The sequence below is a fragment of the Serratia sp. ASV30 genome (genome assembly GCF_016428815.1).
GTDB lineage: Bacteria > Pseudomonadota > Gammaproteobacteria > Enterobacterales > Enterobacteriaceae > Chania > Chania fonticola_C.
On the sequence record NZ_JAELTL010000006.1, the window covers coordinates 108,321 to 132,925 of the forward strand.

At 53.3% G+C, this 24,605-nt stretch carries 23 protein-coding genes; 9 read left to right on the forward strand and 14 right to left on the reverse strand.

Annotation, left to right across the window (positions count from 1 at the left end; translation table 11 throughout):
* Positions 1 to 70: 70 nt before the first annotated feature.
* The 5 genes from JHD74_RS04155 to JHD74_RS04175 form a co-directional block, all read right to left on the reverse strand.
* Positions 71 to 352: a DUF1496 domain-containing protein gene (locus JHD74_RS04155; RefSeq protein ID WP_024528782.1), complete on the reverse strand. Its 282-nt coding sequence runs from the start codon at positions 350 to 352 to the stop codon at positions 71 to 73.
* A complete protein-coding gene (locus JHD74_RS04160; protein WP_199061771.1) occupies positions 349 to 2,274 on the reverse strand; it encodes a DNA topoisomerase III in 1,926 nt (641 codons plus the stop codon). Before JHD74_RS04160 ends, JHD74_RS04155 begins: the two co-directional genes overlap by 4 nt.
* Positions 2,274 to 3,392 (reverse strand): tRNA 2-selenouridine(34) synthase MnmH, encoded by a 1,119-nt coding sequence (gene mnmH, locus JHD74_RS04165; RefSeq protein WP_074029239.1) that lies wholly within the window; start codon positions 3,390 to 3,392, stop codon positions 2,274 to 2,276. The genes JHD74_RS04160 and mnmH overlap by 1 nt, the downstream gene beginning before the upstream one ends.
* Positions 3,392 to 4,435: a selenide, water dikinase SelD gene (selD, locus tag JHD74_RS04170; RefSeq protein ID WP_021806611.1), complete on the reverse strand. Its 1,044-nt coding sequence runs from the start codon at positions 4,433 to 4,435 to the stop codon at positions 3,392 to 3,394. Before selD ends, mnmH begins: the two co-directional genes overlap by 1 nt.
* Before the next feature lie 172 nt (positions 4,436 to 4,607).
* Positions 4,608 to 5,159 (reverse strand): NAD(P)H nitroreductase, encoded by a 552-nt coding sequence (locus tag JHD74_RS04175; RefSeq protein ID WP_024528779.1) that lies wholly within the window; start codon positions 5,157 to 5,159, stop codon positions 4,608 to 4,610.
* A gap of 193 nt (positions 5,160 to 5,352) precedes the next feature.
* On the opposite strand from JHD74_RS04175, the gene sppA reads away from it, so the two are divergent.
* The 4 genes from sppA to JHD74_RS04195 all read left to right on the forward strand — a co-directional run bounded on the left by sppA (position 5,353) and on the right by JHD74_RS04195 (position 10,487).
* Positions 5,353 to 7,206: a signal peptide peptidase SppA gene (sppA, locus tag JHD74_RS04180; protein ID WP_024528778.1), complete on the forward strand. Its 1,854-nt coding sequence runs from the start codon at positions 5,353 to 5,355 to the stop codon at positions 7,204 to 7,206.
* Positions 7,207 to 7,298: 92 nt separating this feature from the next.
* Complete coding sequence (gene ansA / locus JHD74_RS04185; protein ID WP_024528777.1) at positions 7,299 to 8,315, forward strand: asparaginase; 1,017 nt, start codon at positions 7,299 to 7,301, stop codon at positions 8,313 to 8,315.
* A 17-nt stretch (positions 8,316 to 8,332) separates the two neighbouring features.
* Positions 8,333 to 8,965, forward strand: a complete 633-nt coding sequence (gene pncA / locus JHD74_RS04190) for a bifunctional nicotinamidase/pyrazinamidase (RefSeq protein ID WP_024528776.1) — start codon at positions 8,333 to 8,335, stop codon at positions 8,963 to 8,965.
* A gap of 241 nt (positions 8,966 to 9,206) precedes the next feature.
* Positions 9,207 to 10,487, forward strand: a complete 1,281-nt coding sequence (locus JHD74_RS04195; RefSeq protein ID WP_074029245.1) for a glycoside hydrolase family 18 protein — start codon at positions 9,207 to 9,209, stop codon at positions 10,485 to 10,487.
* Positions 10,488 to 10,528: 41 nt separating this feature from the next.
* Here the strand turns inward: JHD74_RS04195 and JHD74_RS04200 are convergent, their stop codons facing one another.
* Positions 10,529 to 10,801, reverse strand: a complete 273-nt coding sequence (locus JHD74_RS04200) for a YeaC family protein (protein WP_021181206.1) — start codon at positions 10,799 to 10,801, stop codon at positions 10,529 to 10,531.
* A 64-nt stretch (positions 10,802 to 10,865) separates the two neighbouring features.
* Positions 10,866 to 11,279: a peptide-methionine (R)-S-oxide reductase MsrB gene (msrB, locus tag JHD74_RS04205; protein ID WP_074029247.1), complete on the reverse strand. Its 414-nt coding sequence runs from the start codon at positions 11,277 to 11,279 to the stop codon at positions 10,866 to 10,868.
* Positions 11,280 to 11,626: 347 nt separating this feature from the next.
* Here msrB and gapA point away from each other — a divergent pair, with 347 nt between their 5' ends.
* Positions 11,627 to 12,622, forward strand: a complete 996-nt coding sequence (gene gapA, locus JHD74_RS04210; protein ID WP_021181204.1) for a glyceraldehyde-3-phosphate dehydrogenase — start codon at positions 11,627 to 11,629, stop codon at positions 12,620 to 12,622.
* An 83-nt stretch (positions 12,623 to 12,705) separates the two neighbouring features.
* On the forward strand, positions 12,706 to 13,581 hold the full coding sequence (locus JHD74_RS04215; RefSeq protein ID WP_199061773.1) for a D-hexose-6-phosphate mutarotase: 876 nt from the start codon (positions 12,706 to 12,708) through the stop codon (positions 13,579 to 13,581).
* A gap of 123 nt (positions 13,582 to 13,704) precedes the next feature.
* Here JHD74_RS04215 and JHD74_RS04220 read toward each other — a convergent pair whose 3' ends face one another.
* Entirely contained in the window at positions 13,705 to 14,409 is a 705-nt protein-coding gene (locus JHD74_RS04220; protein ID WP_074029389.1) for a MipA/OmpV family protein, read from the reverse strand.
* 493 nt (positions 14,410 to 14,902) lie between these two features.
* Here JHD74_RS04220 and yeaG point away from each other — a divergent pair, with 493 nt between their 5' ends.
* Together yeaG and JHD74_RS04230 are read left to right on the forward strand one after the other, a co-directional pair.
* Positions 14,903 to 16,837 carry a protein kinase YeaG gene (gene yeaG / locus JHD74_RS04225; protein WP_021806619.1) on the forward strand — a complete coding sequence of 645 codons (1,935 nt, stop codon included), beginning with the start codon at positions 14,903 to 14,905 and terminating at the stop codon, positions 16,835 to 16,837.
* Between the two features lie 103 nt (positions 16,838 to 16,940).
* A complete protein-coding gene (locus JHD74_RS04230) occupies positions 16,941 to 18,209 on the forward strand; it encodes a YeaH/YhbH family protein (protein ID WP_024485395.1) in 1,269 nt (422 codons plus the stop codon).
* Positions 18,210 to 18,437: 228 nt separating this feature from the next.
* Here the strand turns inward: JHD74_RS04230 and JHD74_RS04235 are convergent, their stop codons facing one another.
* The 5 genes from JHD74_RS04235 to cspA form a co-directional block, all read right to left on the reverse strand.
* Positions 18,438 to 18,821, reverse strand: coding sequence for a DUF2570 family protein (locus tag JHD74_RS04235; RefSeq protein WP_199061775.1), 384 nt, complete (start codon positions 18,819 to 18,821; stop codon positions 18,438 to 18,440).
* A 363-nt stretch (positions 18,822 to 19,184) separates the two neighbouring features.
* Positions 19,185 to 19,847, reverse strand: coding sequence for an anti-sigma factor domain-containing protein (locus JHD74_RS04240; RefSeq protein WP_199061777.1), 663 nt, complete (start codon positions 19,845 to 19,847; stop codon positions 19,185 to 19,187).
* On the reverse strand, positions 19,844 to 20,398 hold the full coding sequence (locus JHD74_RS04245) for a sigma-70 family RNA polymerase sigma factor (RefSeq protein ID WP_199061779.1): 555 nt from the start codon (positions 20,396 to 20,398) through the stop codon (positions 19,844 to 19,846). Before JHD74_RS04245 ends, JHD74_RS04240 begins: the two co-directional genes overlap by 4 nt.
* A 60-nt stretch (positions 20,399 to 20,458) precedes the next feature.
* Positions 20,459 to 21,019 carry a fasciclin domain-containing protein gene (locus JHD74_RS04250; protein ID WP_021181194.1) on the reverse strand — a complete coding sequence of 187 codons (561 nt, stop codon included), beginning with the start codon at positions 21,017 to 21,019 and terminating at the stop codon, positions 20,459 to 20,461.
* Positions 21,020 to 21,431: 412 nt separating this feature from the next.
* A complete protein-coding gene (cspA, locus tag JHD74_RS04255; RefSeq protein ID WP_024485401.1) occupies positions 21,432 to 21,644 on the reverse strand; it encodes an RNA chaperone/antiterminator CspA in 213 nt (70 codons plus the stop codon).
* Between the two features lie 360 nt (positions 21,645 to 22,004).
* Here cspA and JHD74_RS04260 point away from each other — a divergent pair, with 360 nt between their 5' ends.
* Positions 22,005 to 22,181 carry a GhoT/OrtT family toxin gene (locus JHD74_RS04260; RefSeq protein ID WP_024528765.1) on the forward strand — a complete coding sequence of 59 codons (177 nt, stop codon included), beginning with the start codon at positions 22,005 to 22,007 and terminating at the stop codon, positions 22,179 to 22,181.
* Between the two features lie 45 nt (positions 22,182 to 22,226).
* Here JHD74_RS04260 and JHD74_RS04265 read toward each other — a convergent pair whose 3' ends face one another.
* On the reverse strand, positions 22,227 to 24,362 hold the full coding sequence (locus JHD74_RS04265) for a TonB-dependent siderophore receptor (protein WP_199061782.1): 2,136 nt from the start codon (positions 24,360 to 24,362) through the stop codon (positions 22,227 to 22,229).
* Positions 24,363 to 24,605 lie beyond the last annotated feature (243 nt).

Sequence of the window (24,605 nt, forward strand, 5' to 3'; positions counted from 1 at the left end):
GCGCCGTTGTCAGGAATTGAAATCAATTGGCGGCACGGTTAAGGTGAGTACAGAAATCAGGCAGTTAAAATCACCGCTTGAGGCGGATCCAGATTAACGGATTGGTGCCCGTGACGTTAGGGTCGCGCGCGCACTGCATCATCTCGTCGCCCACTTTCAGCAGCGCACCTTCAGAATAGTTTTGATTCTGATAAATGCAGCAACGGTTGCAGGGCGGCGGCGTTGTCGTAGTACGTGCGGTACCCCATATTTCAGGGGAAACCGGCACGACGACATCGACGTTGCCGCGATTGGCCAATACGCCGGTGGAAAACAATGCCAAACAACCAATCAACAAGGGTATGCGGCTCATTCACTTTTCTCCCATGCCTTACCGGCACTTTTTTTACGCTTTTTCGCCCCGGCTGACGGTGCAGGCGACAAGCCACGAAACGCTATACTAGCCCGGCTCTGCTTAGCCTGATAGATCAGCTGTTGCAGTGTGCCCTCCAGCGGTTGCATAAAGTCCTGATAACGGCAGGATTTTTCGCTGATTTGCGTCAACGTAGACTCCCACTGCGCCGTCATGTCAGGGCGTGCAGCCAGGTCCGGCAATGAATGGATCAGTGCCCGCCCGGTTTCGCTGGAATGAATATAGCGCCCTTTCTTGTAGAGAAACGCCCGCTTGAAGAGCAGCTCGATAATACCTGCGCGCGTTGCCTCTGTTCCTAAACCATCGGTCGCTCGCAGGATTTTCTTTAACGCTTTATCCTGCACAAAACGCGCAATCCCGGTCATGGCCGACAATAGGCTGGCATCGGTAAAGGGCCGTGGCGGTTGAGTCTGGCGTTCAACCACTTCACCACGCTCGCACAGCAACTCATCGTCTTTGGCGACAACAGGCAGCGGTGCACCTTCGTTTTCCTCATCACGCTCTTTACTACCCAACAGGGTACGCCAGCCCGCCTCAGCCAGGAAACGCGCCTTGGCGATAAACTTGCCGCCGGCGATATCCAGCTCGATGACGCATTTGCGGAACATTGCATCCGGGCAGAACTGCATCAGATACTGCCGGGCCACCAAGCCATAAACATTCAGTTCGTCCTGGCTCAGGCTGGCCTTGCTGGCACGTGCAGTGGGAATAATCGCGTGGTGAGCATCGACCTTTTTATCGTCCCAACAACGGTTACGGCGCTCGCTATCGATAATCGGCTGTGGATAAAGATCCGGCTGATGTACGCTGATGGCATTCAATACCGCATGGCGTCCGGCAAAATGTTCCTCTGGCAGATAACGGCAGTCAGAACGCGGGTAAGTGATCAGCTTGTGGGTTTCATACAGCCGTTGGCAAACGTCCAGCACCTGCTGGGCGCTGAGGTTAAAGCGTTTTGACGCTTCAATTTGCAGCGTGGAAAGAGAAAACGGCAACGGAGCGGTGTCTGATTCCCGTTTATCATTATACGAGGTGACCAGCGCCGGTGCGCCTTCGATGCGTTTAACCACGTGTTCGGCCAATGGCCGGTGTAATAAACGCCCCTCCTCATCCTGGTATGGTTCGCAGGATTCACTCGGCTGCCACAGGGCGACAAAGCGCTCTTCCTTCGGCGTGACGATATGCGCTTTCACCTCAAAGAAGTCTTTCGGGACGAAGTTTTCGATCTCTTCATCCCGCCGCACCACCAGCCCCAACACCGGCGTCTGTACCCGCCCCACGGACAACACACCATCATAGCCCGCGTTACGCCCTAGCAGCGTATAAGCCCGGGTCATGTTGATGCCGTAAAGCCAGTCGGCACGCGCACGTGCTAACGCGGAAACGCACAGCGGGATAAAGTCACGGTTATCACGCAGACGCTGTACCGCACGCTCCACCGCCTGCGGGTTGAGATCGTTAATCAGACAACGCCGCACGTTCTGGCGCTTTTCCTGGGTCAGTGCCAGATAATCCAGCACCTCATCCACCAGCAACTGCCCTTCCCGATCCGGGTCACCTGCGTGGATCACTTCGTCGGCCTCTGCCAACAGCTTTTTGATCGCGTTCAGCTGCTTGCTGACCGAAGGGCGCGGCTGCAACAGCCACTTCTGCGGGATTATCGGTAAGTCGGCCAACGACCAGCGCGCGTAACGGCTATCGTAAGCATCCGGCTGGGCCTGTTCTAACAGGTGCCCAACGCACCAGGTCACCACATCGTTGCTGCCACAGGCAATAAAGCCGTCCCCCCTGCGATGGGGTTTGGGTAATACATCAGCAATGGCGCGGGCCAAACTCGGTTTTTCGGCTATAAAAAGTCGCATTATTCACCGTTATTCTGGCTATACGTCATCAGGAACTCTCTGACTTGCGCGTAATTACCGCGAAAGATCACACGTTGGGTTTTCTTTTCTAATTGATAGCGATACATCGGGTCGTAATAGTGTTGCAGCAGCGGCACCAGCCATTGCTGGTGCGCTTCGCTTTGACCACTGAGCCGTTGCACTTGCAGCGCCGATTCCAGACGCAGCGTCAACTGCTGGAACAGTTCCAGCCCCAGGCGGCGGCGGATGGCAAACAGGCCATGATGCAGATATTCATCATATTGCCGCCAGCCGTCTTGCTCGCCATAGGCTTGCTCAAAGGCAATGCGCATCCGGTCGATGTACTCATCTTGCAGCCGTGCCACGCGCACGTCGAACGGATCGTCAATCACCACCAGGGCTGCCTGTTGCATACCATTGAACAGCCCTAAGGGTAGATTATTCGAACCGATGATCCGACTTTCATCTTCCAACACCCAATGGCGGCAACCGCCGTGCTGTTTCTTCAACATGCACGTTGCCAGCTGATTCTCAAAATCAATTTGGCTGGACTGTTTCACCAGCGTACGGCCAAAGGAGGAACCGCGATGATGGGCGATCCCTTCCAGATCGATACCGGCCGCCAATTCATTAATCAACAGCGTCTTGCCGCAGCCGGTATTACCGCCAACGATCAGCATAGGCAACGCAGCAGCAGCCTCAAGCGCACCGAGCAAAAAATTGCGCAGCGCCTTGTAGCCACCAATCACGCGTGGGTAGTCAACACCGGCCTCTCGCAGCCACTGTTGTACCAATTGCGAACGTAGACCACCGCGGAAACAGTAGATATAACCTTCCGGCTGCCGGGCACACTGTTCGATCCAGGCCTGCGTGCGCTGCTCACGCAGTTTACCGTTGACCAGGCTGTGTCCAAGAGCGATTGCAGCTTGTTGACCCTGCTGTTTGTAGCAGGTGCCTACCGCCTGACGTTCACTGTCGCTCATCAGCGGCAGGTTAACTGAACAGGGGAATGCTCCCTGCGTAAACTCTATCGGCGCGCGCACGTCAATCAGCGGCACATCCTGTAGAAAAAGGCGCTGGTAGTCTTGCGTATCCTGTCGAGTCTGCAGCGTTGACACTAGACAACCTCGATCAGTGGTTTGCCCGCCTGTGCGGCCTGCAATTCACCAATCGCGTTCAGCGTGATGCCATGGCGAGCCGCTATCGCCTGCACTTCGGCTTCGGCTTCCGGCAATACCGCCAGCAGCAAACCGCCGGAGGTTTGTGGATCGCACAGCAATTGACGTTGCAGATCGCTCATGGCCCCCACCAGGTGACCATAGCTTTCAAAGTTACGCCCGGTACCTCCCGGCACGCAGCCTTCGCTGATATAACGTTCCACATCCGGCAGTTTCGGCACGCATTCGAACCATACGGTTGCCTGCAGATCGGAACCCTGGCACATCTCGCTAAGGTGGCCAAGCAGGCCAAAGCCGGTAACATCGGTCATCGCCGTGACGCCTGCCACTTCGGCAAAGTCCGCCCCGGGCTTGTTCAACTGGCACATGACCTCAGTAGCCAAGCCTTGGTGTTCGGCCAGCAGTTTGCTTTTCTTCTCTGCGGTGGTCAGTACTCCAATGCCCAGTGGTTTGGTCAGAAATAGCTTGGTGCCGGCCTGCGCCGCACTGTTTTTCTTCACCAGCTCGGTTTTGACGATACCTGTTACGGCCAAGCCAAAAATCGGCTCAGGAGCATCGATCGAATGGCCACCCGCCAATGCAATCCCCGCCTGCTGGCAAGCATAGCGGCCACCGTCGATCACCTGTTGGGCAACCTCTGCGGGCAACTTGGCAATCGGCCAGCCGAGAATAGCGATGGCCATGATCGGTTTACCGCCCATGGCATACACGTCGCTGATGGCGTTGGCTGCCGCAATACGGCCAAAATCAAAGGGATCGTCGACGATCGGCATAAAGAAATCTGTGGTGCTGATAATGCCCACGCCGTTACCGATGTCATACACCGCAGCATCATCACGCGTTTCATTACCCACCAGCAGATGGGGATCGATAAACTTTTCCTGCTCACTATGCAGTATCGTTTCAAGCACTTTGGGTGAGATTTTACAGCCGCAGCCAGCGCCGTGGCTGTACTGGGTCAAACGAATGGCCGGCGATGTCATAGTCCACTCCCTCTGGGTAACAAACGAACGTAAGGATATCACAATGGGATATAGGGTAGCGCTTGCCGAGGGGATTGATAAGAGCAGGTTGGCATTATGCGTACGACCTGCTCAGAAACAGTACAAAACTGCGGGTTATCGCGCATTCTCGAGCGAGTTCCCGCATGGCGGATTAGAAGTAGCGGACGAAAGGCGTACTGTCCGGAGCGACCACTTTAGTGGAACCTTTTAACTGCGGCGTGCCTAGATAGAGGAAACCGACGATCTCGTCCTGCTCGCGGCAGGCGAAGGCTTCGCGCACCAACGGATGCTCTGTCCAGGCACCGCTGCGCCAGATGCCATTAAAGCCCTGTGCCAAGGCGGCCATTTGCATCGCCTGCACCGCGCAGCCGGCAGAGACAATCTGCTCCCAGCGAGGCACTTTAGGATGCTCACTGCAATGAGCAACCACCGTGATAATCAGTGGCGCACGAAAAGGTGCCTGTTTGGCCTTTTCTACTGCACTCTCATCCAGCTCATCGTGTCTGGCGGCCGCTTGCAGTAATTCACTGAAGCGTTGCAGACCCTGATCCTCGATCAGGATAAAACGCCACGGTTGCAACGTCCCGTGATCCGGTGCGCGCAGCCCGGCGTTGATGATATTCTGACGCACTTCACCTGTGGGTGCCGGGGCGGTCAGGCGTGACGCAGAACGGCGATTGAGTAAAAGATCCAGTGCATCCATCATTAACTCCTGATAACAATTTTCGTATAAATCACGTTAACATAGCTCTACATAGAGTTACAGCCTCTGTAATACTGTCTATACCCGTTGCCATTCAAGCTGCATGGGGATAAATGGCAGGTGATTTAAAGCTGACATTTCTTCGGCCGCTCATTAGGATAGCGGAACATTCTAGACTCTTGTTGGAGAGCACATGCGCACATTGGGGCGAATTATTGCAGGTATTTTCAGATGGACATGGCGTCTGCTGAATTTTGTCAGGGAACTTATCCTGAACTTGTTCCTGATTTTCTTGATCCTGGTCGGGGTCGGTATTTATCTCTCACTCCAAGGCAACTCTTCGGTAGCAACCCCGCATGGCGCACTGCTGGTCGATCTCAGCGGCGTGGTGGTCGATCAACCTTCGGTGAACAACCGGGTTCGTCAGTGGGGCCGCGAACTGTTGGGCGCCTCCAGCAACCGTCTGCAGGAAAACTCACTGTTTGACCTGGTGGATACCATTCGCAAAGCCAAAGATGATAAAAACATCACCGGCATGGTGTTGCAGCTGAATGATTTTGCCGGGGCAGATCAGCCGTCCCTGCAATACATCGGTAAGGCACTGCGCGAGTTCCGCGACAGCGGTAAACCGATCTATGCCATCGGCGACAGCTATAACCAGACGCAATACTACCTGGCCAGCTATGCCAACAAGATCTATCTGTCACCTCAGGGTGCCGTCGATCTGCATGGTTTCGCCACCAACAACCTTTACTACAAATCCCTGTTGGAAAAGCTGAAGGTCACCACCAATATTTTCCGCGTGGGCACCTATAAATCTGCCGTAGAACCGCTGATCCGTAACGATATGTCACCGGCAGCGCGGGAAGCCGATAGCCGCTGGGTCGGCGGGCTGTGGCAAAACTACTTGGATACGGTGGCGGCTAATCGTCAACTCACGCCAGATCAGTTGTTCCCAGGCGCAGCAGATATTCTCAGTGGCTTAAAGGCAGCGGGTGGCGACACCGCGCAATTCGCGCTGAACAGCAAACTGGTCGATGAGCTGGCCTCACGTACTGCGATAGAAACACAGTTGGTGAAAACCTTCGGTTGGGACAAGCAGAGCAATGACTTCAATGCGGTCAGCATCTACGATTACCAGCCGCAACCGGCACCGGATCAGGGCGGTGAGATCGCCGTTATCTTTATCAATGGCGCGATCATGGATGGCCCACAGACGCCAGGATCGGTCGGTGGCGATACCACGGCCTCACAACTGCGTCAGGCACGTCTGGATCCAAAAATCAAAGCCGTCATCCTGCGCGTCAATAGCCCTGGCGGTAGCGTCAGCGCTTCAGAAGTGATCCGCTCCGAGCTGGCCGCGGTTCGCGCCGCAGGTAAGCCGGTGGTGGTTTCCATGGGCGGAATGGCCGCGTCTGGCGGTTACTGGGTGTCGACACCGGCAGATTATATTATTGCCAGCCCGAGCACCCTCACCGGCTCCATTGGTATCTTTGGCGTGATCAACACCTATGAGAACACGCTGGACAGCGTTGGAGTACATACTGACGGCGTCGCGACGTCGCCACTGGCCGATCTGGCCGTGACCAAAGCCCTGCCACCAGAGTTCTCACAGATGATGCAGTTAAACATCGAGAACGGTTACAAGAACTTCATCAACTTGGTGGCAACCTCTCGGAAAATGACGCCGGAGCAGGTCGATCAAATTGCTCAGGGTCATGTCTGGATCGGTAGCGACGCCAAGAAAAATGGCCTGGTCGACCAACTGGGCGACTTTGACGACGCAGTGAAGAAAGCGGCAGAGCTGGCCAAGCTGCCACAGTGGCAACTCAACTGGTTTATCGATGCTCCTAGCATGACGGATATGCTGCTCAGCCAGTTTGGCGTTTCTATCCATGCCATGCTGCCTGCGGCGATCCAGTCAATGCTGCCCGCTCCGTTAGCATCGGTGGCGCTGGCGGTGAAAGAACAGCCTGGCCTGTTTAATAACCTGAACGATCCACAGCATCGTTATGCCATATGCCTGACTTGCGGAGAGGTCCGTTAACAAATAAATCTCTAGCCCGGCATCCGCCGGGCTTTTTTTCTCCTGCCATCTCCCTATAATTCAGCCTATCTGACAGCCACAAGATCAAAGCCATGCAAAAGAAATCCATTTACGTCGCCTATACCGGCGGCACTATCGGTATGCAGCGTTCCGAACAGGGCTACATCCCGGTTTCCGGCCACCTTCAGCGCCAGTTGGCGCTGATGCCCGAGTTCCATCGGCCAGAAATGCCGGATTTCACCATTCATGAATATGCCCCGTTGATCGACTCTTCGGATATGACCCCCGAAGACTGGCAGCATATCGCCGACGACATCAAACAGAATTACACCCGCTATGACGGCTTTGTTATTCTGCACGGCACCGACACCATGGCGTTTACCGCTTCAGCCCTGTCCTTCATGCTGGAGAACCTGGATAAGCCGGTGATCGTCACCGGATCGCAAATCCCGCTGGCAGAATTGCGCTCCGACGGCCAAACCAATCTGTTGAATGCCCTCTATCTGGCCGCCAATCATCCAGTGAACGAGGTCAGCCTGTTCTTCAACAACAAGCTGTTTCGTGGCAACCGCACGACCAAGGCACATGCCGACGGCTTTGATGCCTTCGCCTCCCCTAATCTCCCGCCCTTACTGGAAGCAGGTATCCACATACGCCGCCAGACCGGCATCGCCTCTCCAGTGTGCAACGGGGAATTGATCGTGCATAACATCACGCCACAGCCCATCGGCGTGGTGACGATTTATCCGGGGATTTCCGGTGCCGTGGTGCGCAACTTCCTGCTGCAACCGGTCAAAGCACTGATCCTGCGCTCTTACGGCGTCGGTAACGCGCCGCAAAAGGCCGAACTGGTGGATGAATTGCGTGACGCCTCCGAGCGTGGCATCGTAGTGGTCAACCTGACACAATGTATCTCCGGCCGGGTCAATATGGAGGGCTATGCGACCGGTAATGCCCTGGCCCATGCTGGTGTGATCAGCGGTTTTGATATGACGGTGGAAGCCGCGCTGACCAAGCTGCATTATCTGTTGAGCCAGCCGTTAACCCCAGAAGAGATCCGCAGCCTGATGCAGCAAGACCTGCGTGGCGAATTAAGCGCTGCGGGCTAACCGAAGTAGGAATTCTGATGAAAACAGCACTGCTGCTGATTGATTTGCAAAACGACTTTTGCCCCGGCGGCGCTTTAGGCGTTGCAGAAGGTGATGCCACCATTGCCGTCGCCAATCAGGCTATCGCAGCCAGCCTGGCCCGTAACGAAACGGTGGTCGCCAGCCAGGACTGGCACCCGATGGATCATCGCAGCTTCGCCATTAACTCCAACGCACAGATTGGCACGCTTGGGGAACTTGAAGGGCTGCCCCAGATTTGGTGGCCAGTGCACTGCGTTCAGGGCAGCCCTGGCGCAGAGCTTCACCCTCAGCTTGATAAGCAGCACATCGCAGCGATATTCCGTAAGGGTGAGAACCCGGATATCGATAGCTATAGTGCTTTTTTTGATAACGGGCTCCGGGCGCAAACGGCACTCGATGGCTGGCTGAAGGAGCGCGGCATCACTCATCTCGCCGTGATGGGGCTAGCCACCGATTATTGTGTCAAGTTCAGCGTGTTAGATGCCTTGCGTTTGGGTTATCAGACTCAGGTCATTACCGATGGCTGCCGAGGTGTCAATTTACGTCCCGACGACAGCGAACAGGCGTTAGCCGAAATGCAGTCGGCTGGCGCACAATTAGTTACACTGTCACAGTTTACTCAGCGTTAACGATTTTGGGGGCTGCTTGACCTTGGCGCCCCATATCTCCGCCAAACGTTTTATTTTCGACGCTGCTCACATTCTCACCATTCTTCTACGCGCTCACCTTGTCCCCTCTCGTCTCTTTTGTTGTGATGGCCGCTGATGCATTGGCATCAATAAGTTATACGCATCCGGGGCCTACCGAGCCCGGCTTTATTGATACCGCCCCAGGCGGTTCAGGTCGGCCTTGCTGACCAAAGGAGACAACATGGCTTTAACCCGTAAACTGCTGCCCTTGCTGGTAGCGGTGCAACTCGGTATTGCTGGCGCAGGCATCGCGCACGCCGCACCTTATCTTTCTGTTGGCTACTTTAACGGCGGTGGCGACGTGACCGCCGGGCCGGGCGGTGATATCAACCAGCTGGACGTCAGCCAGATCACCCACCTCAACTACTCTTTTGGCCTGATTTATAACGCTGAAAAAGAAGAAACCAACCCGGCACTGAAAGATCCCTCCCACCTGCACCAAATCTATCTCTCACCAAAAGTCGAAGCAGACTTAAAGCGCTTACCCGTATTGCGCCAACAAAACCCGGCGTTGAAGGTTTTGCTGTCCGTTGGCGGCTGGGGAGCCCGTGGGTTCTCCGGCGCGGCAGCCACACCGGAAAGCCGGGCTGTGTTTATCCGTTCGGTGCAGGAGGTGATTGCCAAGTATCAGCTAGATGGTATCGATCTGGATTGGGAATACCCGGTTAACGGTGCCTGGGGATTGGTGGAAAGCCAACCGGCCGACCGGACCAACTTCACCTCCCTGCTGAGCGAACTGCATCAGGCGCTGGGTAAAGATAAACTGCTGACCATCGCCGTGGGGGCCAACGTCAAAAGTCCGCAGGAATGGGTCGACGTTAAGGCTATCGCGCCCTATCTGGATTATATCAATCTGATGACCTACGACATGGCGTACGGTACCCAGTATTTCAACTCCAATCTCTATGACTCCAAGGAGTGGCCAACCGTGGCCGCCGCCGACAAGTACAGCGCCGACTTTGTGGTTAACAACTATCTGGCCGCCGGGCTGAAGCCTGCTCAACTCAATCTGGGGATCGGTTTCTATGGCCGGGTACCTAAACGCGCCACCGAGCCAGGTATTGATTGGGATGTGGCAGATGCGGCCAAGCATCCCGTCACCCAGCCCTATTTCACCACACGTGAAAAAGACGTCTTCAAGTCGCTGGGCATGGATTTGGATAAAGACAGCTACATCAAGTACAACGATATCGTGAACAAGATGCTGAAAGACCCACAACGGCGCTTCACCGCGCATTGGGATAACGAGGCCAAGGTGCCCTATCTGATGATGAAGTCAGCCGCAGGCAAGCCGCTGTTCGCAATAAGCTATGAAAACCCACGCTCGGTAGCCATCAAGGCCGAGTACATCAAGAGCAAAGGATTGGGAGGGGCGATGTTCTGGGAGTATGGCGCGGACGATAACAACCGCTTGGCCCATCAACTGGCGGAAAGCTTAGGCTTGAGCCCGAAGAAGCAATAAAACCTTCAGGGCGATGAAAACATCGCCCTATCAGCAACAGGTCACTGCGGCTTCAGCTTGGCCAACGGCTCGGCCATAAACTGCTGCTTCAGCTCCTGTTTGCTTTTCATCACGATTTGCCCATCGGTGCCAATGCTCATATGCTGTGGGTCCGCATTGTTCATCGACTGCCACAGCATCACCGCCTGCAGGCTGTGTTCTTTCTGCTCTGGCGTCAATGCCACACCATCCGGCCACTTGCCCAGTTCCACAGCCAGAACCAGCCGCTGGTAGATTTCCGGCGTCATGGCCGCAATCAGATCTTTTACTTCCATCAGAGCATGTCCTCACCCAAGGATGAATAATTAGCTGAATCGATTTTGTTGGTTTAGTTACAGCTTAACCTGCCGTTTGCTCGCCATTCTCGTCGTCGGTGAAATTCAGTGACGCGGAGTTGACACAGTAACGTTCGCCAGTCGGCTGCGGGCCATCGGGAAACACGTGTCCCAAATGCGCGTCGCAGTTACCACAGCGGATCTCAACTCGATGCATATTATGTGAATTATCATCAAGATAACGAATAGCATCGTCCGAGACCGGCTGATAGAAGCTGGGCCAGCCGCAGCCAGAATCAAACTTGCTGGCGGAGAAGAACAGTGGCGCGTTACAGCACAGGCAATGGTAAACGCCCTCACGCTGGTTATGCAGTAATTTACCGCTATAGGGGGCTTCGGTGCCACGCTCTTGCGTCACATAACGTTGGATATCATTCAGTTCCGTGAGCGGTGTCTTAGGGGTTGTCTCTTTAGCCATTTGTGCTATTCCCGCAATGTGGATAATGTCAACGAAAACAATGAGTAATAATAACAAAAAATTAACAACGCTGCAGGCCTTTTTAGCCTAAACTGTACGGCATAAAGGTTACGCTGCCGCCATATGTGACTTCGATCACATATCTTGCACGTGCTGACTTTATACTTGGCGGTTTGCCCCCATATCGATGGGAGGACAAACGTGAATGGAATGTGCGATTTGTGTGCAAAACCGGCCTTCTGGTTTGACTTGCAGCAAGAATTGACACGATTCCGCTTGACGCTCGGTAAGGTTTTTGTAATTTTACAACCAACCTTTTATTCACTAACAAATAGCTGGTGGAATATATGACTATCAAAGTAGGTATCAACGGTTTTGGCCGTATCGGTCGCATTGTTTTCCGTGCTGCTCAGGAACGTTCTGACATCGAAATCGTTGCAATCAACGACCTGTTAGACGCAGAGTACATGGCTTACATGCTGAAGTATGACTCTACTCACGGCCGTTTCGACGGTACTGTAGAAGTTAAAGACGGCCACCTGGTTGTTAACGGCAAAACCATCCGTTGTACCTCAGAAAGAGATCCGGCTAACCTGAAGTGGAACGAAGTCAACGTTGACGTCGTTGCTGAAGCAACTGGCCTGTTCCTGACTGACGAAACTGCACGTAAACACATCGCTGCAGGTGCTAAGAAAGTTGTTCTGACTGGCCCATCTAAAGATGACACCCCTATGTTCGTTATGGGCGTGAACCACAAGTCTTACGCTGGCCAAGAAATCGTTTCCAACGCTTCTTGTACCACCAACTGCCTGGCACCACTGGCCAAAGTCATCAACGACAAGTTCGGCATCGTTGAAGCTCTGATGACCACTGTGCATGCCACCACCGCAACTCAGAAAACCGTTGATGGTCCGTCTCACAAAGACTGGCGCGGCGGCCGCGGCGCATCCCAGAACATCATCCCTTCTTCTACCGGTGCTGCTAAAGCAGTAGGTAAAGTAATCCCAGAACTGAACGGCAAACTGACCGGTATGGCGTTCCGCGTTCCTACTCCGAACGTATCTGTGGTTGACCTGACTGCTCGTCTGGCTAAACCAGCTTCTTACAAAGAAATCTGTGCTGCTATCAAAGCCGCTTCAGAAGGCGAGCTGAAAGGCGTGCTGGGCTACACCGAAGACGAAGTGGTTTCTACCGATTTCAACGGCGAGAAACTGACTTCTGTGTTCGATGCTAAAGCCGGTATCGCGCTGAGCGACACCTTTGTGAAACTGGTTTCTTGGTACGATAACGAAACTGGCTACTCAAACAAAGTACTGGACCTGATCGCTCACATCTCCAAGTAATGGCTTGATGCGCAGTTGATTATCAAGGGCGACACTAGTGTCGCCCTTTTTATTTGTTTTTGCGGCGAAAAGAAGGCAACAACATGAACGAAAAAATCTTCACCCTACCCGTTAGCGAACAAATCACCCCTTTTATCAGCCAACGCCAACTGGACGAACTGCCAGTGGTGGTGGTTTCTCACCCGAAAGTCCGTGCGGCCATTACTCTGCAAGGGGCCCATCTGCTGGCCTGGCAACCAAGCGGTGATAAGCCGGTGTTTTGGCTGAGCAACAATACGCCATTCAAAAATGGCGTGGCGATCCGCGGCGGCGTCCCGATCTGCTGGCCGTGGTTTGGCCCGGCAGGTAGTCCATCCCACGGTTTTGCCCGTAATCAGCCATGGCAGCTCACCGCGCACGATGAAGACGAAAACGGCGTGATCCTGACCTTCACGCTGCAAGACAACGAACAAACCCGCAAATTGTGGCCACATGCTTTCACCCTGATCGCCCGCTTCAAGCTGGGTGAAGAGTGCGAGATGGAGCTGGAATCACACGGTGATTACCAGGCTACCGCTGCTCTGCACAGCTATTTCCAGATCGGCGACATCGACAAGGTGAAAGTTGCCGGTTTGGGCGAGCATTATATCGATAAGGTGGCGAAGGGGATCGAGGCACGTCAGGTTGGCGAGCTGGAGTTTACCGGGCAAACCGATCGCATCTACACCCAGGCAACGCCTTGCAGCCTGATCAAAGATCCGGTATTGCAAAGGACTATCGAGGTCAATCATCACCATATGAGCGATGTGATCGCCTGGAACCCAGGCGTCGAGCTTTCCTGCAGCATGGCCGACATGCCAAACGACGGTTACAAAACCATGGTTTGTGTGGAAACCGGGCGCGTGAGCAAGCCGCTGATCGCCTCAGGGGAGCAACCTGCCCGCTTGGCGATGAAAATCCGCAGCATTAAAAATAGCTGATCAAACTGGGGCGAGTCATTTCGCCCCTCTTCTCGTCATCATCCACCGCACCACAGATGTGCAAAAGGAGCGTTTCCGCCCCTTTTCGATGCACTCACCGCACCAAGATAATGCACCGTACGCTTAGAAGGTGTAAGTCACACCCGTCCACAGCATGCCGGTATAAGATTTATCAACCATTGGGCTGTCTTTAACTTCGCTGTCCAGGCGTGTATAACGCCCCGTGAAGAAGGCATTCCAGTTGGCGTTGATATTATAGTTGGTGGTCAATTCGACGTATGGCGACCAGCTATCGCTCGGCTTGTATGTATTGAAGGTACTACGGCGTGACTCATCGCCATTGATGCCATAGTAGTATTTGTTCTGGTTTGAACTGTTCCAGTTTACCCCGATGCCCGGAGCAAAACTCCAGGAGTCCACCTGGAACTTATAGAGATAGGCAATATCGCCCACCAGGCCGTTACTGTTGTTCAGCGTATCGCCAGAGAAAGCCGTACGGATCGTTCCCCAATCAGCCCTATGTGTAAAGGCCACACCGGCCATCATGGTGCTACGGCGCTTGTCCAACTGCTTCATGCGATCGTCGTCACTGTCGCCTGGCTTATAGTGCAACGGTGAGTAATAGGCGATCAGGCTCAGCTGATTTTGCTGATCTTTCCACAGGTTGTAACCGGCCAACAGCGTATGGAAGTAAAAATCATCGCCATCGTAATTGATGATAGGAACGGGATAGACACGATCCTGATAACCACGATAAGGATCGGGGCTGACCAGCGCTGAAGCACCGAGTGACCAGCTTCCTGCCTGAGCACTGTGCGCACAAACCATTGCGGAAGCGATAATTGCTAGCGTTTTGAGTTTAGATATCTTCACTGGCTTTTTCCATAGATAACAAGATGTAATTAACCGCTATAGTTTATGTGAAAACCGAGCAGCCTGCCGGATCTTTACAATAGAAAACAACCAAGATCGAATAACTTAGAACCCAAAGATGAATTATTGATGGCAAAAAGATGACGTTTTTTGCCGCAACCCGCGCCAGACAAGGCATTTGCCGCCCCTCGCCATAACTGAGTCATTGAAATGACTTAAAAAAGACCCTTTCTCTTGCAGGAAATTTTCCAGTATGCAACTAAGCTTAAAATCAGAAGGTGAATTTAGGCTGAGCCCAGTGGCAATACAGCGCAACTCGCGAGAATAAGCGCACCAAGTTGGCATACGGGTTGCTGTACTCAGTCATAGCTTCACGCTTTCGGGAGCCAGAATACCAACACCAGCTCCTTTTTTAACCTGTGCTAATAACGAAAGGACGGGCATCGCCATGAACATATTTGACCACTATCGCCAGCGCTACGAAGCTGCCAAGGACGAAGAGTTCACACTGCAGGAATTTCTTTCCATCTGCCGGCAAGATCGCAGTGCCTATGCCAATGCGGCAGAACGTCTACTCATGGCTATCGGTGAACCAGTCATGGTCGATACCGCGCTTGAGTCGCGTATGTCTCGCCTGTTCTCCAACCGCGTGATCGCACGCTATCCGGCATTCGAGGAGTTCTACGGCATGGAAGAAGCTATCGAACAGATAGTTTCTTACCTGAAACACGCTGCCCAGGGCCTCGAAGAGAAGAAACAAATCCTTTATCTGTTGGGCCCGGTGGGTGGCGGTAAATCCTCGCTGGCAGAACGGCTGAAAGCCTTGATGCAGCGTGTGCCGATTTACACCCTGAGCGCCAACGGCGAGCGCAGCCCGGTCAACGACCATCCGCTGTGCCTGTTCAACCCGCAGGAGGATGCCACTATTCTGGAAAAAGAATACAACATCCCGACGCGCTATCTTGGCACCATTATGTCGCCGTGGGCCGCGAAACGCCTGCATGAGTTCGGCGGTGACATAACCAAATTCAAAGTGGTGAAGGTTCGTCCTTCAATACTTGAACAAATTGCCATCGCCAAAACCGAACCAGGCGACGAGAACAACCAGGATATTTCTGCGTTAGTCGGTAAAGTGGATATCCGTAAGTTGGAAAACCATGCGCAGAACGATCCGGATGCCTATGGCTACTCCGGCGCACTGTGCCGTGCCAACCAGGGGATCATGGAGTTCGTAGAGATGTTCAAAGCGCCGATCAAGGTGCTACATCCTCTGTTGACCGCCACCCAGGAGGGTAACTACAACGGTACCGAGGGGATCTCTGCCCTGCCGTTCAGCGGTATTATCCTGGCGCACTCTAACGAATCGGAATGGGTGACCTTCCGCAACAACAAAAATAACGAGGCCTTCCTCGACCGTGTTTACATCGTCAAGGTGCCTTACTGCCTGCGGGTGTCGGAAGAGATTAAAATCTACGACAAACTGCTGGATAACAGCGAACTGACCCACGCGCCTTGCGCCCCTGGCACGTTGGAAACGCTGGCTCGCTTTACCGTACTGTCGCGTATGAAAGAGCCAGACAACTCCAGCATCTATTCGAAGATGCGTGTCTACGATGGTGAAAGCCTGAAAGACACCGATCCGAAGGCCAAGTCGTATCAGGAATATCGTGACTATGCCGGGGTGGATGAAGGTATGAACGGCCTTTCGACCCGTTTCGCCTTCAAAATTCTGTCTCGGGTGTTCAACTTTGACCATGCCGAAGTCGCGGCTAACCCGGTACACCTGTTCTATATACTGGAACAGCAGATCGAACGTGAGCAGTTCCCGCAGGATCTGGCGGAGAAATACCTGGAGCACCTGAAAGGCTACCTGATCCCGAAATACGCCGAGTTTATCGGCAAAGAGATCCAGACCGCCTATCTGGAATCCTACTCGGAATACGGCCAGAATATTTTTGACCGCTACGTGACCTATGCAGACTTCTGGATCCAGGATCAGGAGTACCGTGATCCGGATACCGGCCAGCTGTTTGACCGTGAGTCATTGAATGCTGAACTGGAGAAAATCGAGAAGCCAGCGGGTATCAGCAACCCGAAAGATTTCCGCAACGAAATCGTCAACTTTGTCCTGCGTGCCCGTGCCAATAACAGCGGCCGGAACCCGAACTGGACCAGTTACGAGAAGCTGCGTACGGTCATCGAGAAGAAAATGTTCTCGAACACCGAAGAGCTGCTGCCAGTCATTTCCTTTAATGCTAAAACCTCAACGGATGAGCAGAAAAAACACGATGACTTCGTTGACCGGATGATGGAGAAAGGTTACACCCGCAAGCAGGTTCGTCTACTGTGCGAATGGTATCTGCGGGTGAGAAAATCTTCATAAACCGACGACCGCTGACGTCATAGATAGCCTATACCTGGGGATTTCGGGTTGTCGCCTGAAATCCCCAAGGTAGAGAAAGTTGGCAACGTTGTTTGGGGGATGTATGGCGTATTTCATTGACCGACGGCTGAATGGCAAAAACAAGAGCATGGTGAACCGCCAGCGCTTCTTGCGTCGCTATAAGTCGCAAATCAAACAGTCGATTGCCGAAGCCATCAACAAGCGTTCGGTCACCGACGTGGACAGCGGGGAATCAGTTTCGATCCCCGGTGGCGATATCAACGAGCCAATGTTCCATCAAGGGCGCGGCGGTAAACGCCATCGCGTTCATCCAGGTAACGATCACTTCGTACAAAATGACCGCGTTGAACGCCCACAAGGCGGCGGCGGAGGTGGCGGCGGCCAGGGCAATGCCAGCCAGGATGGGGATGGCCAGGATGAATTTGTCTTCCAAATCTCCAAAGATGAGTATCTCGACCTGTTGTTCGAGGATCTGGCGCTGCCCAACCTGAAGAAAAATCAGTACAAACAGCTGACCGAATACAAAACCCACCGTGCTGGCTACACCGCCAACGGCGTGCCGGCCAATATCAGCGTGGTGCGTTCGCTGCAAAACTCGCTGGCGCGACGAACCGCCATGACCGCCGGTAAACGACGAGCTCTGCATGAGCTTGAAGACAGCCTTGCCCAGTTGGAAAACACCGAACCGGTGCAACTGCTGGAAGAAGAACGCATGCGTAAGGAGATTGCCGAGTTGCGCAAGAAAATCGACAGCGTGCCGTTTATCGACACCTTCGACCTGCGCTACAAGAACTACGAGCGTCGGCCTGAACCCTCAAGCCAGGCGGTCATGTTCTGCCTGATGGACGTTTCTGGCTCAATGGATCAGGCAACCAAAGATATGGCCAAACGCTTTTATATTCTGCTGTATCTGTTCCTCAGCCGAACCTATAAGAACGTTGAGGTGGTCTATATTCGTCACCATACCCAGGCGAAAGAAGTGGATGAGCAGGAGTTCTTCTACTCACAGGAAACCGGCGGCACCATCGTTTCCAGCGCCCTGAAGCTGATGAACGAAGTGGTCGAGGAGCGTTACGATCCTGCACAGTGGAATATCTATGCCGCTCAGGCTTCGGACGGGGATAACTGGGCTGATGATTCACCACTGTGCCATGAACTGTTGTCAAAAAACATTCTGCCGATGGTGCGTTACTACAGCTATATCGAAATTACCCGCCGTGCTCACCAGACGCTGTGGCGTGAATATGAGCATCTGCAGGCGACGTTTGAAAACTTTGCCATGCAGCATATCCGCGAGCCGGATGATATCTATCCGGTGTTCAGGGAACTGTTTCACAAGCAGACCGCGTGAACTAATAGAAAACGGCCAGCAACGAGAGTTAGCTGGCCGTTTTAGCTCCCAGAGGCGCGGCATCCTCACCCTTCCGCCAAGTTCTAACATGCTCAACCGCTATAAATTCAGCAGCACTGCCATTTGATCAACGCTTCGATACGTGAGGCACAGATATCAAGCTCATTCTGGCTCACCTGCAAGGCCATGACAGCATCCCCGAAAGTCTCCCCGGTAAACGGTGTCTTCTCACACTGCTGTAGCAATACCGCTGGTGGATACACGTAGATCAGTTGTGGAGCCGGTGGCACCGGTTTTGGTTGCTCCGCGCAGGATATCGAGAGCATCAGCAGGCAACCGCTGATGACCGCAGTCGTTATCCTCCAGCGCTTTGCGTAACGTTCTATTTTCAGCATCGGCTTTCACTCTCTTTTGCTGTTCAATCTGGAGCTGTTGTTCGGTAGCTCGACGATCGGCATCCGCTGCACCTTTCAGCGCATTGATGGTTTCATCTCTTCTATTCAATGCACTGCCCAACTCCTCATTATCTTTCCGGTACTGGCCTATATCGGCATTCAACGCATCAATACGCTGGCTCATGCCAAACAACAGGGCTGCGAGACCTAAGATCATCAGTAGCTGCCAATGGCCTTTGGAAAACTGGATTAGCCCTGCCAGGTTCATGATAGAGATACCTCGCACTCAGCCAACTGGCGATTCACCAAATCCCGCAGCTCTTGAGCCTTGGCAAATTTCCAGTAAAGAGAGCGACCGCCAGCATTTTGTTCACTTGTCTGCATTTGAGAAACCCCTGACCAATCCAAGCCACTGCTTGGATGAACAGTATCGCTAAGAAGAAGGATTAGGGATATTCGAAGGGGTTGTACCAGCCATGCCACAACTCACCATCTGCTAATAGTTGGCATTCGCGATGAGAAAAACCCACCGATTATTGTCACCGTCAGTGAAAAATCATCGGCAGGAATATCAATCAGATCAGAGCGAAGTTAACTGGCCGCTGTACAGCACCGGACCGGTAGGAAGCCCTGTAGGTGAGCCACCCGCTGGCTCGAGGCTGATGGCAATGGTCATGCCCTGCGCCAGCGTCATCGAGTTCACTGCCAGCTCGGTCGGCTTCTCTGCGGCAACCAACCCTAAGGAACGCGGCTTTTCACCCGGCGGGATTGCCCACAGTTGCAGGCTATTGGCTACGGCTAGCGTTTGCGGGTTAAGCGGGGTCAGTCTCAGATGGCGTTTGCCACTGTCCATGCTGACAATCCATTGCCCAGTGCCCTGCTGACCCGCATTGAGTACCACTGCCGGAGCAAAATCCGGCGGCTGTGTGATAAAGCGCGGCACCAGCAACAACGCGGCCAAACCGGCTGCCAGCGCCCAACCAAGATAATCCCAGCGTTTACGTCGCGGTACTACCTCAATGGGCAAACTAAGCTGGATTTTTTTCCACACGCGTTCTGGTGGCAATACTGGGGTCAGCGCCAGATCCAACGGAGCCAGCAGCGTTTGCCAACGTGCAACCAAGGCGGCCAGCGTCGGCTCCCGCTGGATACGCTGTTCAAATTTCAACCGCGCGGGCCCGCGCAACGTGCCCAAGGCATATTCCGCTGCTAAAGCCGAGTCATACTCACCTTTGCTTTTCATAGGCCCACACAGTTTTTCAAATGATCCAACGCCCGGCGGATCCAGCTTTTGATCGTGCCAAGCGGTTGTTGCAGATGTGCCGAAACCTCACCATGAGACATGCCTTGGTAGTAAGCCAACACAATGCTCTGCCGTTGTTCAACGTTCAGATGGTTCAGGCACTCGGCCAGTTTTGCAGCCTCCTCACCCAGCAGCAACTGACTGACAGGTTCTTCCGTGCTCGCCCCCAGGTCATCCAGCCACTCCTCTTCCGTTTGCCCCGCCCGGCCACCGGCACCGCGCAGCCAATCAATAGCCTTGTTGCGCACAATGTGCGTCAGCCAGGTCAAAGGGGAGCTGAGATTGGGGTCATAGCTGGCAGCGCGATTCCATACGCTGATAAAGCTTTCGTGTAACACCTCTTCGGCCCAGGACTGGCGACGCAGTAAACGCAGAGCAACGGCAAACAATCGGGGCGAGGTTTGCCGATAGAGTTGTTCAAACGCGTTGCGGTCGCCAAGCGCAACGGCCTGCATCAATTCGACATGCTGTTCGGGAAGTGCTTTGGTCATGTCCTGTCCTATCAAGGTGCGGGCAGCCTTTTGGCAGCCTGCACCTAGTATAGACGGGATTTATTTTGGCAACAGTACGCTATCGATAACGTTGATCACGCCATTTTTCTGATAAACATCATAGGTGCTGATGTTGGCAATATGACCTTGACCATCTTTGAGCTGAATATTGTGGGGGCCGTTATTCATAATCCACAGCGGTTGGCCATTCACCGTTTTTAGCTCGGCTGTGCCGTGCCCTTCCTTGATTTTCTTCTCCAACTGTTTCATATCATAGCGGCCAGCAACCACATGGTAGGTCAGCACTCCGGTCAGTGCCGCCTTGTTCTCAGGTTTGAGCAAGGTATCGACCGTTCCGGCTGGCAGTTTGGCAAAGGCTTCATTGGTCGGAGCAAACACCGTAAACGGACCGGCGCCTTGCAGAGTATCAACCAGGCCAGCAGCCTTTACCGCAGCGACCAGTGTAGTGTGATCTTTGGAGTTGAGGGCATTCTCGACAATATTTTTGCTGGGGTACATGGCGGCACCGCCCACCATTACCGTATCGGACATCATGGCAGCCATTGAGACGCTACTGAACAACAGTGATGAACACAGGGCAGTGCAGAGAAGCTTTTTCATGGTCATATCCTCGAAGGGTGATGTGGGAAGATGTCCTCACATAGCCATATACGTAGTGAACGAGAATATTGGATGCAGTAATCTGAAAATATTTTTCGTGCGGGGAAAATGGATGTAAAAAACCCCGGCGTAAACGCCAGGGTTAAAAGTAGTGCCGGTCGCTTTCCCGGCTGTCATGATGCGGCGCAAGCGTCCATCGAACACTCCAGCATTGCACGGCCTAAGCACGGCCTTTTCACAACAGAAAAGCAAACTTTGGTGAAATTGGCTTTTCTGTCTACCCTCATGGCAAGGAGGATATATTCAACCCCGGCACCAGGCCGGGATTGATGTGGTAGTGTTAATATCGCTTGTCTGCTCCGGCCTAAACCATCATCGCTATTGCAAGTTTCAACCACACTACCGAGTCACATTACATTGCTGTAACGTTAACTGCTGATGGGCCTTTGGCGCCATTTTCGATGCTGAATTCAACCTGCTGGCCTTCATCAAGCGTCTTGTAATCATTACCCTGGATTGCAGAGAAGTGTACGAACACGTCTTTGCTGCCATCAGCAGGAGAAATGAAACCAAAACCTTTACCAGCGTCAAACCATTTTACTAAACCAGTCATTTTATTAGACATAGATACTTCCTTCATTGTTTTTTTAGGCCGCCATAATGGCGAATGAGGTCTGCAATTCAGTGGAAACTTATGGGGGCACTAGAAGGAAATTCGCGGAAGAAGAGGTATCTGTCGGATATCGCTAATACTGAGAACTACTTTACTAAAACTGCTTTCATAAGGTCTGTACTTCAAACCGATGACGCTATTTACTCATAACCCAGAGTTATTAGCAAGGGCTATTTATAATTAATTTCGATAAGGCGCGCTTTCTCCCGTGCGACAAGCCGCCCTTCCCCCCCCTTTTACACCACATTAACACATTGATTACTTGTGGGGAGCCGCCTAGAATGAGCGGTAAAAATTACCGGGATGGTTTTCATGTTATCGCTGTGGGAAGTCACGCAATACGTTTATTTTATTGGCCTGTTGGTTTCGATGATTATCACTTTTCTGGTCAGCCGCGATACCCTCCCCATCCGCCTGCTTAGCGCGCTGATCATCGGCCTGACCTGGCCACTCAGCCTGCCCGTGGTGCTGCTGTTTTCGCTGTTTTAGCGCCTCATCCCGCTAACGTTCAGCGGGATGGGTATGGTTTAGCCGTTAAAAGTCATAGCCCACGGTAGCAATAACCGAACGCCCCGCTCCCCAATAGCAGTAGCCAGTGCCATAGCAGCCAGCAACATATTCCCGGTCTGTCAGGTTATTGGCGTTCAACTGCACATAAGCCCCTTTCAACGACGGTTTTACGCTGGCCAGATCCATGCGCACCGAAGCATCCAGCAGCGTGACCGAAGGAATACGCAGGGTATTCTCATTATCCGCCCACTGTTTGCCAATATAACGTACGCCAGCCCCCAGATTGATACCCAGCCCCGCCTGATACTGCCCCCATAAAGAGGCCATCTGATTAGGTGCCAGGTATGGCGTATTGCCATCGTTACCGTCAACGGCGTCTTTGAATTTCACTTGGTTATAGCTGTAACCCGCAATGACGTTCAGGCGCTCGCTCACCTGGCTACGGGCCTCCAGTTCAATCCCTTGTGAATGTACCTTACCGGCAGGCACATAGTAGCTATCCTTCACCACGCGGTTGGCTACGTCATTCTGCGTCAGGTCATAGAGGGCAATGCTATAGATCGAGCTGCTGCCAGGAGGTTGATACTTCAGCCCAGCCTCATATTGCTCGCTGGTGGTCGGTTTGAGCAGATGCCCCTCTTTATCGGCCAGGACCGCTGGCGTCACCGCAGAGCTGTAGCTCATATACGGCGAGAAACCGCTGTCAAAGTGGTACAGCAAAGAGGCACGGCCCGTAAAGTGGTCGTCAGTACGGGCATCGGTAGAATCGGTAGAATCGGTAGAATCGGTATTCAGCACGGTATTCCTGGTTTCCAAACGGTCAACGCGCCCGGAAAGATTGAGATACCAGTTGTCGAGGCTGACTTCATCCTGCAGATAGACTCCGGTCTGCTCATAACGCCGTTTAGAATCGGTATGACTGAGAATAGTGATATCTGGCCCGCCGGAAACGCCGGTGAACGGATTCAACGGCGTGGCCGAACCAGACTCTTCCCACAGGTTATTGGTAAAACGCTGATAATCCAGCCCCAGCATCACCTTATGTTCCAACGCGCCAGTTGCGAATTCCGCCGCCAGTTGGTTATCCACCGCATAAGCATCCAATGACGTATTGGAGCCACTGTACCAACGGCTCAACTCGCTGCGGTCGGCGTTCCAGCCAATCTGGTAAACCTGCTCCAGCTCCACGTTGGAGTGGGTGTAGCTGGCATTTTGACGGAATGACCAGACGTCATTAAAACTATGTGAGAAGTCATAACTGTAGATTTGCTGCCAACGTTTGAACACATTGCGGCTGCTTTCGCCGTCAAAAAATCCCCGGCCCAGCTTGTCCCCACTGGTGGTATAAATACTGCCGTCTGACGGCACCGCGCTGTGGTAGCCACCGGAAGGGTCTTTTTGCAGATTGGCCTGCAGCAGCAAAGAGGTATTTTCATCCGGTTGCCACAGCAACGAAGGCGAAATCGCATAGCGCTCTTCACGCTGATGGTCATACATGGTGTCGCTGGTGCGGGTAATGCCGGTCAAACGGTATGCCCACTGATCGTTCAATGCCCCAGTCGAATCAAACGCACCGCCTTTGGTATTGTTGTTCCCGGCCATCACATTGACGTGATTTTCACTCGCAAACTGCGGCCGTTTGCTGGTCATCGCCACCAACCCGCCAGGGATACTTTGCCCATACATCACGGAGGACGGGCCCTTAATCACGTCGATGCGTTCCAGGAACCAAGGGTCGATCTGCAAAGCGTTATAACTGCCGCCGTCGCTAAGCAGGCGTAAGCCGTTCAGGAAGGTGTTATTGACGTCGCCACCGTGAAATCCGCGCAGAGCGATAGTATCGTAACGCGTCGCGCCACCAGAAAAGTTAGTAAAAACGCCTGGGGTATATTTCAGCGCATCGTTAACCGTCAAAGCCCCTTGGTCGCTCATCTGTTGGCGTGTTACTACGGAGACGGATTGTGCAGTGAGTACCAGAGGCCGATCCGTTTTAGTGGCCCCCTGGCTGGTACTGGCCTCATAGCCATGCGTCGCCGTTTCCGCCGTATCGGCGGGTTTGGCCGTTACCACGAGGGTATCTTCAGCAAAAGAGGTCAGTGGCAGGAAAATCGCTAACGAGCAGTAAAGATAAGAGCGACTGGCAGGAAAAAACGCAGGCATACCTGTATTCCCCATGGGATCCATTGAAATTGCACCGAAAACTTACCGCGCCGGCAACGCTGGCCAGTTTGATGTACAGAGGTTACGGTGCTCTGATGTTGTTAAATAACAAATGCTAATAACAATGATAATTATTATCTTTACCAACAATGAATTCAAGTAGCAAAATGCACTCTGGTGATGGGCGTTTCAGGCGGGTTTATTGGCTTATAAATGGGGCTTCATCATAGAAAAAACCTTTTT